The organism is Maribellus maritimus (assembly GCF_022267315.1).
GTDB lineage: Bacteria > Bacteroidota > Bacteroidia > Bacteroidales > Prolixibacteraceae > Draconibacterium > Draconibacterium maritimum.
In genome coordinates this window covers 124,717-138,117 of record NZ_JAIKLE010000007.1, presented here as the reverse complement: position 1 = coordinate 138,117, position 13,401 = coordinate 124,717, and the positions used below count along the sequence as shown (strand labels likewise).

Here is a 13,401-nt window from a genome sequence, read left to right as displayed (position 1 = left end):
TAAAACTTATGTTTCGCCTTTTATAGGGGAAGGCTTACATTATTCTAATAACTGGTACAAAATAGAGGTGAAACTTAAATTTAAAACCTGACAAAAATTAGGAATTTGAAATCGTTAGAGTGTGCTAAAATACTGGTTTTGTCAAAGATTAAGTTTTTATTGAAAATAAAAAATATTTAAAGCAAATTTCTGAGAGAAATAAATTTAGGAATACAGAAAACTTTCAATTTGAAAGTTGGGGCTTTTGCTGCATTTTTTTAAATTTTTATATGAGAATTGTCATTTTTAACAATGAGTTAACAATGGTGTAGTTTTGTAGATGTTAAATAATTTCAATTCCTTTTTTACGGCACATTTCTATACTTTGCTCGCTTAATTTATATTTTTGAATCTTACCACTTGCAGTCATTGGAAATTCATCGACAAAAAAGATATATTTTGGTGTTTTAAAACGGGCTATTTGACCTCTGCAAAAATCTCTCACTTCTTCTTCTGTCAATGCAGCCCCCTTTTTTATTTTAATAAATGCCCCAATTTGTTCACCATATTTTGGGCTGGGGACACCTGCGACTTCTACTGCTTCAATCTGTGGCATTCGGTAAAGGTAATTCTCAATTTCCCGGGGGTAAATATTTTCACCGCCCCGTATAATCATGTCCTTGATTCGGCCTGTTATTCTGTAAAATCCGTTTTTTGTTTTGACAGCCAGGTCACCGGAATGGAGCCAACCTTCGTTGTCAATAACATCCCTGGTTGCCTCCGGGTTATTATAATATCCTTTCATTACGTTGTAACCGCGGCAGCAAATTTCACCCTGTGTTTCAACCGGGCATTCACTTCCTGTTTCCGGATCAATAATTTTTACTTCAACATTTGGAAACTCATATCCAACCGTTGTTGATCTTACTTCAGGTGAATTATGAGTTCGTGTAGCCGTCATTCCCGGAGAAGATTCTGTCAATCCGTATACAATAATGATATCTTTCATGTACATCTTTGTCATCACCTGGTTCATTGTTTCAATCGGACACAGCGCACCAGCCATAATTCCTGTTCGCAATGACGACAAGTCGAACATATCAAACATCGGGTGATGTAATTCAGCGATAAACATAGTTGGTACTCCGTATAAAGCAGTGCATTTTTCTTTTTGCACCGAGGCCAGTACCATTAACGGATCAAATTCCTCGGTAAATACCATTGTTGAACCATGAGTTATAATTGCACAAACAGCAAGAACACAACCAAAACAGTGAAATAAAGGAACACAGACCAATAGTTTTTCATCAGCGGTATAGTTCATACATTGGCCGGTTGCAAGTCCGTTATTTAAAATGTTGTGATGCGAAAGCATAACTCCCTTTGGAAATCCTGTAGTGCCGGATGTATATTGCATATTAACAACATCGTGACATTGAATCGTTTCTTTTACACTTTCAAGTTCAATATCGTCAACATGATTTCCCAGCAATATCAATTCAGATGTGTTAAACATTCCGCGATGTTTCTCCTGACCGATAAAAATGACGTTTTTTAGTTCGGGAAATTTTTTTGAAACCAATTCTCCTCTGGCATGTTCTTTCAGCTCCGGGACAAGATTAAATATCATTTCTATAAAATCGCTGTCACGGTATCCGTCGGCCAGACATAGCGTGTTGATGTCGGCATTATGCAGCAAATACTCTAGTTCCGCTAATTTGTAACTTGTATTTATGGTTACCAGAACAGCTCCGATTTTTGCTGTGGCAAACATAAAAGTTGTCCAGTCGGGTACATTTTTAGCCCAGATTCCAACTTTGTCTCCGGGTTTTATTCCAATATATAAAAGTCCTTTTGCCAGGTTGTTGACACGTTCATTAAACTCCTGATAGGTAAATCTTAAATTCCTGTCAGGATAAATCATAAATTCTTTATCCGGAGTTTCAAGTGCCCATTTTTCCAGAATCTCGCCTAAGGTGTAATCGATTAGCTGCATTTGATCCTTGGTTCAGTTTATTTTAAATATTAATTTAAACAGGATAATAAATAACTGCCATTATTTTTGCAGCTTGTTTACCCGCTGCATGAACATTGTGCGCAACAATTGAATCGAGATAAATACTGTCTCCTTTATCTAACTGGTAAATATTTTTCCCATAATTTATTTCAATTGCTCCTTCCAGAACGTAGATAAATTCTTCTCCTTCATGAGAAGATAATTTATAATCAGACTCGTTCGCAGGCTCTATTTCTACCATAAAAGGCTCCATGTGCCTGCCTGTTTTATCAGGAGCGAGCGAGTAAAAATTTAAATGCTCCCTGGTTTTTTTGTCTTTGGTTGAAAAGCTTAAAGTCGATTTTTCCTCTCCGGCCCGGACAACAACAGGGCCCACATGATCCAGATCATCAAGGAAAGTACCGATTCGAACTCCAAGTGCCCTTGTAATTTTTATTAGATGTCCCAATGACGGGACTGTTCCTTTTTCCTCAATATATTCAAGTTGTTTAGGATCCAGATTTGCTTTTAACGCCAAATCTTCACGGTTTACCTGACGAAATTCGCGAAAGGCTTTGATTTTTTTTCCGATTTTATTTTTCGAATTCATTTCAAAAAGAATTTATAGTTTTCAAAGTTTGTGCAGGATCCAACCAGTAAAATCCCCGGAAATTGATTTATTGCTGCTATTCTAATAAACACATTCTTTATTATAAGAATGAATTGATTGCAAATTTAAACCTTTGATTTAAAAATGAAAACGAATATATAAAATGAAAAGAGGCTATTGTAAAAACAGCCTCTTTTATTTACGTTATCAACGATTGTTTTTAAATCCATTTAACATATCCAAAATCCTGTTTGTGTGGAAGATTTTGGTTTTTGGGTAACAGACGGAATCCATAATTGAATGACCCCGGATGATTTGGATGAAGATTATATTTGAAAGTACAAATGCTATTTTCGCATCCCAGGTTTTCAAATTCAATAATGTCTGTAATTTTTGGAGTTTCGCTTCCTTCGTTTTCGGTAATTATTAACTCAAGTCTGACATCTTCACTCGAAAGATTTTTGATATCTACTTTTACAACTATAGGGTACTCTTTCCCAATGCTCATTTTATTGGTAATGCCATCGGGAATTTCAATACTTTTTACTTCCAGATTTTTCCAGGCTGAACTAACATGGAATTTCCAGGCGGCCATTTCTTTAGCCATTTTGAATCCATCGTTTGTTACAAGCTGACTACGTTGGAATTGTGGATTGTAATACCTGTCCTGATAGTCTTTTATCATTCTCCCTGTTGTGAAATTAGGAGCAACCCTGGCGATAGTATTTTTGATAAATCCAGTCCATTTCTCAGGAATGTCTTCGTGGTTGCGATCATAGTATGCCTCGATAACTTCGTCTTCAAGAATAGAATAAATGGTTTCTGCGTCCAGTTCATCCTGAAAATCCTGTACATCGTAAGTTCGCTCTGCCGGAAGTGCCCAGCCGGCATCTTTCTGGTAGCCTTCAACCCACCAGCCATCAAGAACTGAAAAGTGGAGGGTTCCGTTCATTACTCCTTTTTCACCACTTGTCCCTGAAGCTTCAAGCGGACGGGTAGGAGTGTTTAACCAAACATCGACACCCTGCAGGAGCATTTTGGCGAGGTTAATATCATAATTCTGGACAAATAGAATTTTTCCTCTGAATTCAGGGCGTTTGGAAATCTCAACAATATGTTTGATCAAATCCTGCCCGGCTTTATCAGCCGGATGCGCTTTCCCTGCAAAAATAAATTGTACCGGACGTTCAGGATTGTTTACGATCTTGGCCAGGCGTTCCAGGTTTCTAAAAAGAAGATAACCTCTTTTATAGGTTGCAAACCGACGGGCAAAACCAATTGTCAGCGCATTGGGATTTAATTTGCCCATTACATCGTTAATTAGTTTTGGGTTTTCATTTCTTTTAATCCAGTTGTCGGCAAATCTTTGTTTAATGTAGTTAATTAACTTTAAACGAAGGGCTTTTCGTATTTGCCATATTTCATTATCCGGAACCTGGTAAATATTTTTCCAAATTTCAAAGTTGAGCTGATTGGCAGGGAACTCTTCGCCAAAATATTTTTTATGGATTTCTTTCCATTCCGGGGCAGTCCAGGTTGAATAATGAACTCCGTTGGTAACGTAGCCAATTTCGAGCTCTTCTTCCAAAAATCCCTGGTATAAATCTTTTAGTACAGTTTTACTAACTTCACCGTGAAGCATACTCACACCGTTAATCCCTTGAGAAAGGTTACTTGCAAGGAAACTCATATTAAAATGGTCCTCGTATTCGAAAGCTTTACCAAGCATCTCGAACTCATTCCATTCCAAACCAATTTTGGGTGGAATGTGATTCATGTAATGCCTGAACATATCCTTGTGAAATGAATCGTGGCCTGCTGGCACAGGTGTATGCGTAGTGAAGATGGTTGATGCACGCACCACTTCTTTTGCTTCTTCGAACGAAAGCCCTGTGTTTTCTACATAGTCGGCAATTCTTTCAATACCTATAAACGCGGCATGTCCTTCATTACAATGGTAAATGTCAGAATTATATCCCAGTTTTTGAAGCGCTCTGATTCCTCCAAGTCCAAGCAACATTTCCTGCTTTAACCTGTTTTCGTTGTCGCCACCATACAAATGATGGGTAACTGAACGGTCTTGTTCCGCCGGGTTCTCGTGATGATCAGCATCGAGCAGATATAGTTTTACAGAACCGATATTTACCTGCCACACCTTGGCTACAAGGGTTCTTCCAGGATATTCAACAGAAACTTCTATCCAGTTCCCCTCTGCATCCAGAGCGGGTTGAACGGGTATCTTAGAGAATTGCTGCGCTTCGTAATTTGCCATTTGTTCGCCATGCAGGTTCAGGGTTTGTTTAAAATAACCGTATCTGTAAAGGAGACCGACAGCAACGAGGTTTACTTTGGCGTCGCTGGCTTCTTTTAAATAGTCGCCGGCCAGAATACCAAGACCCCCTGAGAAAATTTTCAGACTGTCGTGTAACCCGTATTCCATGCTGAAATAGGCAACCTGTGGTCCTTTAAGATGGTTTCTTTCTTCGAGATACTGATTGAATTTACCATAGACATGGTGCATCTTTGATACAAATATTTCGTCATTTTCCAGCTCTTTAAAGCGGTTGTAACTCACTTCATCCAGAAGAACAATCGGGTTGTGAGCACATTCTTCCCATATTTCCTGATCAATATATTGAAATAGTTCGCGCGCTTCGTTGTTCCAAACCCACCAAAGGTTTTTCGATAAAACACGAAGTGGATTTAAACTTTCCGGCAGGCTCGATTCTACGATTATTCTTTTCCAGACCGGCTGTTCAACAACCGGCTTCTGTATAAATCTTACACCTTCTGAATTCATATTCATAATTTTCTAATCTTACTATAACTTACTAAAAATGAATCTGCAAAAATAGTTTTAAATATTACATACAATAAAAAAACGATTGTAAATTAACCTGATACTAAAACTGCAAATCCAAAAACTTGTTTGCGATATTCAGGATTTTCTTTTTCTTCCCTTTCTCAGCCGCTGTATATCGGCCTCCATTTTTTTTATTTTTTTCTCTTTTTCGTCAATAATTTTATGTAATGATGCAATTTCATTTTCAACTTCACTTTCCGGGACAACAGAATTAAGTCGAATTTTAAAATCGCTCAATACGTTCATGTAATTAATAAAAGCCTCGTAAGGAGTGTCGAAAGGGTTGAACTGGTTTGATTTTGCTCCGTGAGAATAGTATTTTGTAGACATGTAGTAGAAGTGGTCGCTAACCTGAAGATAGTTCCAGTCTTTTATTATTTCTTCGTTTTTACATTTTTCCACTCTTTTTCTGAGTTCATATAACTTGTCAAAAGCCTCTTTTTGCATGTTGTTTCCCAGCCATGCGGTGAGGTCTCTTTCTTCGTCGGCCCAGGAAATGGCATGGGGAACGTTTACCGCGGAAACAGGTTGTAACTCCTCGATTACTTCAGACGGAGTTGCAAATTTAAGTTCCGGGCTTTCAACAATTTTTTTCGCGAGGTTTTCAAAAAAATCAAATATCCCGCTTTCTTTGGGTTGACGTTCGCCAAAAGATTCATAACTCAGAAATATGTTTATAACTTCTTCTTTTGCATCCAGACTTTCCAGCCAGCCTACAAATTTTTCGGCGGTTAAGGGAAATTCTGACCAGTCTTTATTTGAAAAGCGGAAAGAGATATCATCACTGAGTTTAAAGTTTCTCATTAAAACTTTAAGTCTTGGATTTATCGCATTTACATACATAAAATTTGGACTTTTCCATCCCAAAATATGTTTTGCGCCTTCGGTTAAAATTCCCTGGTAACCCATCTCAGCGATCTGAGCTCCGATTTCATCAGAATAAATCATTTCTGTATTTCTGAACACTCTCGGTCTGTGTCCGAATAATGCAAAAATATGTTCGTCGTGAAGTTTTACCTGCTTTTTAAAAATGTGTTTGTCTTTTAATGAAGAAAGAGAATGTGAGTAGGTTTCTGACAGAAACTCAATACAACCCGTTTTTGAAAGATCTTTAAATGAATCGATTACTTCGGGTGCATACAAATCAAACTGCTCGAGTGCCAATCCGGTAATTGAAAAGGAAACTTTAAACTTTCCCTCTAACTTGTCGGCCAGGTTTAACAGTAGTTTATTGGTTGGCAGGTAACTTTTTTCTGCCACTTTCCGCATTATTGTTTCGTTGCTATAATCGTCATAATAATAGTGATCGTTGCCAATGTCGAAAAAACGGTAACGACGGTGTCTGAACGGCTGGTGTACCTGAAAAAACAAACAAACTGATTTCATTTAGCTGGTTTTAAATGTTTACTGAACTAAGTGTGCTTTCGTACACTTCTTTAACATGCGCGGCAGAGTTTATCCATTTTAAGTTGTCGACTTCCTGCTTTCCTTCCATTTTAAAATGCTCTGCAAGCGATGGGTAATTTAATAATCCAAACATTGCGTCGGCCATGGCGTGTGTGTCCCAAAAGTCAATTTTCATGGCATTTTCAAGTATCTCCGCCACACCCGACTGGTTTGAAATAATTACCGGAACACCCGATTGCATCGCTTCAAGCGGAACAATCCCAAATGGTTCTGATATCGAGGGCATAACAAAAACGTCGGTCATTTCAAACATTTGAAAAACATCATCACCCTGAAGAAAACCTGTAAAATGAAACTTGTCAGTTATGCCAAGGTCTGCTACCCGGCTTATCATTCCATCCATCATATCACCACTGCCCGCCATAACAAAACGTACGTTGTTCATTTTCCGGAGCACCAGATTCGCTGCCTCAATAAAATATTCCGGTCCTTTTTGCATGGTAATTCGTCCTAAAAATGTTACTACTTTTTCGTTTACACCTTTTTTTATAATAGGGAGTCTTGTATCACCAACAGGTTCAACAGCATTGTAAACCGTTATAATTTTTTCAGGTGGGATATTGTATTTTTCAATAATTGTATTTCGTGTAAGGTTACTTACTGCAATAATTTTGTCGGCCACTTCCATGCCTTCGCGTTCGATAGCATAAACACCCGGATTGACGTTACCTCCACTTCGATCAAACTCTGTGGCATGAACATGAATAATCAGCGGTTTCCCTGTTGTGTTTTTTGCTGCCATACCTGCCGGGTAGGCCAGCCAGTCGTGGGCATGAATAATATCAAAACTATTTTTTTTGGCAATTACTTCAGCAACAAAGGCATAATTTTTTATTTCCTGAAAAAGGTTTACACCATACGAACCGCTAAAATCAATTTTATACCCTTCATCGGTTTGAATAAATTTGGTTTCTTTTGAATATTTTCCGCTTTTTAGTTTCCAGAATTCATCTTCTGATACATAAGGAACAATGCTCGAGTCTACTTCGTAATAGTCGATTTTTTTTTGAATATCATCGAATTGAACAACTCGTTGATTGATTGCAACATTGTTTGCGCCAATCAATTGCATTCCTGTCTGATCCTCATCACCAAATGCTTTTGGTACAACAAAAATTACATCAATGTTTTTCAGTTCTGTCAGACCTTTTGTAAGTCCGTAACACGCTGTCCCCAATCCTCCTGAAATATGTGGGGGAAATTCCCATCCAAACATTAATACTTTCATATTTGCGGTTTTATTCTTTAAAATTATGAACCAAATGTGTTGCATAAACAACTCCAGCCACACTCCAAGCCATCGATATTGCGCCGCGTGCTTTATGTGGCGGGTTGCCGTTATAAATCTCAGCCATTGTACCAATACAATGCTCTGTTATATCGTCTTCAAAACTTTCCATAATTTGTTTCACAAAAGGGAGACCGCCTCTTTTGTGAATTTTTAAATATCCTTCTGCAAAAAATTGGATAAGCCAGGGATGAACAGTTCCCTGATGCATCGCCATTTCGCGTTCGCGGGGACCACCTTCAACAACACCTTTATATCTCAAATGGTCGGGCGAGAGCGTTCTCAATCCTCGTTTTGTTAACAGTTTTCTTTTGGCCACGCTCAACAATGATTTTTTTTGTTCTGTAGAGAGTGGAGAATAATCCATTGCAGCAGCAATAACCATGTTGGGTCTTACAGCCCAATCTGCAATTCCGTTGTTTACTACATCGGCCAGATGTTCATGGCGATTATCCCAGAACGTGTTCAAAAAGGCATTTCCTGCTTTTTCAACCATATTTTTCCATTGTTCAACAAAATTATATTCACCGGCAAGGTCAGCTAGGTCCAGCGCAAAACAAAGTGCATTAAACCAGAGAGCGTTTATTTCGACAGCAAAACCTCCTCTCTGGACTACTGGTTGCCCGTCAACATAGGAGTCCATCCAGGTAAGGGCTGTGCCAGCTTTTTCTGCATAGATGAGTCCTTCGTTCGTTAATTTGATATAGTCCAATGCAGGATTTTTATACCCTTCAAATATTTCAATAATAGCATTTCCGTATTTTTTCCATACCTCTTTAGGATTGCTGTTTTTTTTGAAATATTGCTGAATAGCCCAAATAAACCAAAGAGAAGCATCTGCTGAATGATATGTTGGATTTGAATTGTGAATATGGTCGGGGAAAAAACCGTTTTTAAGAAATTTTACATAGGTGTCGAGGATACGTCGGCAACTGTATCCGTCACTCAGCGAAATGCACAACCCGGGAAGCGAAACAAAAGTTTGGCGAGTGATACTTTCATACCATGGAAATCCGGCAACAATGTCGGTTTCGTCGCTGCGTTGTAAAATAAATTGTTCTGCTGCATTGTCGAGCGATGTTAAAAAAGTGTCCCTTTCAGGCCGTTTGTTTACTTCCTTTGTGAATCGTTGTTTTAGCGAAACCGGTTTTGTTTCATTTAATCCTGCTGCAAAAACAATTGATTCGCCTTTTTTAATCGGGATTTCAAAATATCCGGGAACCAATAAATCCTCCAGATATTCGTAACCACGTCTCGCCTCTTCAATATACTCGATGTTGTAATACCAATCGGGAACAGGAATAAATTCCACTTCCTTATTAAATTGCATATATAAATCAGGATACCCATCGTAAAGTTTTATAAAAATTCCATTGTTGGCTGTATGAAATTTTGAGTTGGCGAACATGTTGGCCTTGCTCAATTGATGGATATTTCTGAAAGCCAGGAATGGTTTAAACCTTAAAGTAGTTGGAGAATGGGCTTCTTCAAGGGTATAACGGATCAAAACCTGTTCTTCCTTTTCAACCAATAATCTCTCTTTGCTCAGAACAACTCCGCCTAAACGATAGGTAATTTTTGGAATACGATTAAATTTTACATCCCGGATATATTTGTGTCCTTTGGGCTCGTAAACACCACCTTTAAACCTGTGTATCCCCAAATTAAACTCGGCGTTGTTTTGAATCACCGTTTCATCGAGTGAGGACAGAAGCACGTGTTTTTCTCCTCCGAAGTTTTCTATCGGACTAACCAGTAATCCGTGGTACTTCCTGGTGTTACAACCATTTAATGTGGTACTCATATACGAACCGGCCCGGTTTGATCGCAGCACTTCCTTGTCGAGTGAATACTCGAGGTTAATAAGTTGCTCTTTGTCAAATTTGAGGTAATTCATGATCTAAAATAAGAGATAATGATTATTGGTATAGTCAGAAACAGGGAAGGAGTCTTTCCTGTATTCAAATGTAACTTTTTAGTTTCAGAATTGTTCGAACTTCTTTTTGATTTCATCAAATTCAACCTTAAAATGATTTTTTTCTAACTCAAAATTAAGATTGGGGAATTCTTTTTGCAACTCTTTAACTTGTTTTAACGCGATGTTCAAAAAGTCTAAATATTCTTTTGAAACACGGTTGTAGGGACGATGCAGGAATGCCTTTTTTATTTTTTGAATTCTGTTTTTTAGGAACTTACTGCTTTCATCTATCAAGTTCTCTTCAAACAAATTCCAGATGTGGTCTATTCCAACTTCAGAAACATGAATCATATCGTCGGCATAAAACCGGTAATCGCGTAATTCATCCATCATTATTTCGTAAGAAGGAAAATAATTACATTTTTCTGTTCCAAATTTCCGAATGATGCTATCAATTGCCAAAATCAGTGTTGCTTTGCTGCGCTGATTTTCAATAGCACTATCTTTCCAGTGCCGAACCGGACTAACTGTAAAAATAATTTTACATTCCGGATTTTGCTCCCATACTTTTGGCAACAATTGAAGGTAGTTGTTCACAATTTCCTCCGGGCTCAATCGGCGACGCTCGAACTCAGCAGCAGGTATTTTATGGCAATTGGAAACCACCTCTCCTGTTTTTTTATATTCAAAAATCCATGCTGTTCCAAATGTTACAAAAAGGAAATCAGTTGATTTCAGATACTCGGATGAAAATCGGAGTCTTGAATTTATATTCTCGAGTGTTTTGTTCTTATCTGAATCAGAAAATTTTCCGTGATGAAAAAAACTGTGCCATAGTCCATTGTGATGCACGAGTTCCTTTTCATCAATTTGCAACTCTTCCAAAAGAATATTAATTCCGTTTGCAACAGATGCCGGATTGTATAAAATACCAAAAGGATTGATGTCCACATTGTATTTCAGCTCAGCCATTTTATTGCCCACATTTTCGGTAAAACACGATCCTAAAAAAACATTCTTTTTTGAATAACTCGTTTTCCGGTTAAACATGGGGATTTCAACTACCGTCTGAAATTTTGTTTTTACCATTTATTTTATTTTGGGAAAATCAATTTTTTTGAGAACCAAAGCGGTACGTGCAGGCAAATATAACTTCAGATAATGTTGGCTGGTAATCCCACCGCTGGGCAATGTGTAATAACTGATGTCTTCATCCACCAGATCATTACCGCCAAACCGACCGGAGTCGGTATTTAGAACAATTTTGTATTTTCCGGGCCCCAGCGGAATACCAAAATCGGTAAATGACTGAGAAGGATTAAAATTGAAAACAAATAGGAATAAACCACGGTGGAAGGCAAAAACTTTGTCCGGTTTGTTTTCCATAACCATATTTACTTCGGGAATAGTTAACAGCTTATTTTTACTGATGAGTTGAATCATTTCTTTGTCAAAATCATAAAGCCAGTGAAACTTTAACTCCGAATCTTCTGCGATACTCCAGATTCGGCGGCAGTGTTTATACGACCATCCGTTTCCTTCCCGTGGAAAATCGATCCATTCAGGATGTCCAAATTCATTTCCCATAAAATTCAAATAGGCTCCCCCCGCTGTTGTTGCTGTGGCCAAACGAATCATTTTGTGCAGGGTAATGCCCCGATCAACAATCATATTGGGTTGATCTTTTCGCATACTGAAATACATCTCTTTATCAATGAGGCGAAAAATGATTGTTTTGTCGCCAACAAGTGCCTGGTCGTGAGATTCGGCATAACTTACCACTTTTTCGTCCATTCGTTTCGAAGTAAGCTGGTGAAAAATATCACCTACATCCCATTCATCATCTGATTTTTCTTTTATAATTTTAATCCAGAAGTCTGGCATTCCCATCGCCATCCGATAGTCGAACCCCAATCCGCCACTTTCAACAGGAACAGCTAAACCCGGCATCCCGGAAACATCTTCTGCAATGGCAATTGAATCCGGTTTTACTTGTTTGATTAATTTATTGGCCAGCCGAAAGTATGTGGTTGCCTCCAGGTCGGTATTTGACCCGAAATAATCATGGTAGTTTGTAAATGCTTTTTCCAGACCATGATCAAAATACAACATACTTGTTACGCCATCAAACCTGAATCCATCAAATTTATATTCTTCAAGCCAGTATTTAATATTTGACAAAAGAAAATGGAGAACTTCGTTTTTAGAATAATTAAAACAGTAAGAATCCCATGCCGGATGCTCGCCTTTGGGGCCGTCATGAAAAAACTGGAAACGCGTTCCGTCGTATTTTCCCAAACCTTCAATTTCATTTTTTACGGCGTGAGAATGTACCAAATCCATGATGACAGCCATCCCCATTCCATGTGCTTCGTCTATCAGCTGTTTTAATTCGAAGGGAGTTCCAAAACGCGAAGATGCTGCAAAAAAACTGGAAACATGGTACCCAAAACTACCATAATACGGGTGTTCCGGGATAGCCATTAACTGGACCGTGTTATAGCCGTTGGCTTTAATTCGCGGCAGCATTTTTTCTCTGAATTCATTATAAGTATGCACGCGCTCTTCTTCTCCAGCCATCCCGATGTGGGCTTCATAAATTAACGGAGGTTCTTCTGCTTTTTTAAATTCAGGATAATTCCATTCATAAAATTTATCGGGCGCCCACACCTGAGCATTGAATATATTTGTTTCCGAATCTTGAACTACACGGGTAGCCCAGGCCGGTATCCTTTTCCCAAAATTTACAGCCCAATGTACATTTAAAGCATATAAATCGCCGTGGGTTAGTGCGGTTTTTTCAAGTTGTAACTCCCAAACTCCGTTACCCAAAGGTTTGAATTCGTATTGTTTCTCTTCCTGCCAGTTGTTAAAAGTGCCAATTAAAAAAATGTGGGTGGCATTTGGAAGCCATTCTCTGATAACCCACCCTGTTTCGGTTTTGTGTAAACCAAAATAAAGATAACCTGAAGCAAAATCGTCCAGAGAACCTTTTCCTATCAGTTCTTTTTCTTTTTTTTCTGCCAGTTCTATCCAATGTTGAATAAATCCGGTAAATGGTTGCAGCCATTGATCATCTTGGATAAGCTTTGGAAGTATGCTACTCATATTCTTTTTTTATAAAGATAAAGAATAGCACATAAAGTCCATCAAGTTGAAGTAAAAACAACTTTGAAATTATTTGTTTTTTCGGGTCGGATTTGTACAAAAGGTTTGAAATGAAATATTTAATCTTTTTGTTTTTTTAGTTGAAGAAAATAAAAAAACCATGGTGGGGGAC

General features: G+C 38.1%; 8 protein-coding genes. All 8 read right to left on the bottom strand.

Translation table 11 applies throughout. The features are described 5' to 3' along the window. Nucleotides 1–322 precede the first annotated feature (322 nt). Nucleotides 323–1,975: an AMP-binding protein gene (locus K5G00_RS08460; RefSeq protein WP_238765702.1), complete on the bottom strand. Its 1,653-nt coding sequence runs from the start codon at nucleotides 1,973–1,975 to the stop codon at nucleotides 323–325. A 34-nt stretch (nucleotides 1,976–2,009) separates the two neighbouring features. Beyond that, nucleotides 2,010–2,585 carry a helix-turn-helix domain-containing protein gene (locus K5G00_RS08455; RefSeq protein ID WP_238765701.1) on the bottom strand — a complete coding sequence of 192 codons (576 nt, stop codon included), beginning with the start codon at nucleotides 2,583–2,585 and terminating at the stop codon, nucleotides 2,010–2,012. 220 nt (nucleotides 2,586–2,805) lie between these two features. Further along, nucleotides 2,806–5,391 (bottom strand): alpha-glucan family phosphorylase, encoded by a 2,586-nt coding sequence (gene glgP, locus K5G00_RS08450; RefSeq protein ID WP_238765700.1) that lies wholly within the window; start codon nucleotides 5,389–5,391, stop codon nucleotides 2,806–2,808. Nucleotides 5,392–5,523: 132 nt separating this feature from the next. Next, nucleotides 5,524–6,834 carry a glycoside hydrolase family 57 protein gene (locus K5G00_RS08445; RefSeq protein WP_238765699.1) on the bottom strand — a complete coding sequence of 437 codons (1,311 nt, stop codon included), beginning with the start codon at nucleotides 6,832–6,834 and terminating at the stop codon, nucleotides 5,524–5,526. A 10-nt stretch (nucleotides 6,835–6,844) separates the two neighbouring features. Continuing rightward, a complete protein-coding gene (locus K5G00_RS08440) occupies nucleotides 6,845–8,143 on the bottom strand; it encodes a glycosyltransferase family 4 protein (RefSeq protein ID WP_238765698.1) in 1,299 nt (432 codons plus the stop codon). 10 nt (nucleotides 8,144–8,153) lie between these two features. Continuing rightward, nucleotides 8,154–10,100: an amylo-alpha-1,6-glucosidase gene (locus K5G00_RS08435; protein WP_238765697.1), complete on the bottom strand. Its 1,947-nt coding sequence runs from the start codon at nucleotides 10,098–10,100 to the stop codon at nucleotides 8,154–8,156. 84 nt (nucleotides 10,101–10,184) lie between these two features. Next, nucleotides 10,185–11,210, bottom strand: coding sequence for a GSCFA domain-containing protein (locus tag K5G00_RS08430; RefSeq protein WP_238765696.1), 1,026 nt, complete (start codon nucleotides 11,208–11,210; stop codon nucleotides 10,185–10,187). Beyond that, entirely contained in the window at nucleotides 11,211–13,229 is a 2,019-nt protein-coding gene (locus K5G00_RS08425; RefSeq protein WP_238765695.1) for an alpha amylase C-terminal domain-containing protein, read from the bottom strand. It lies immediately after the preceding gene. Nucleotides 13,230–13,401 lie beyond the last annotated feature (172 nt).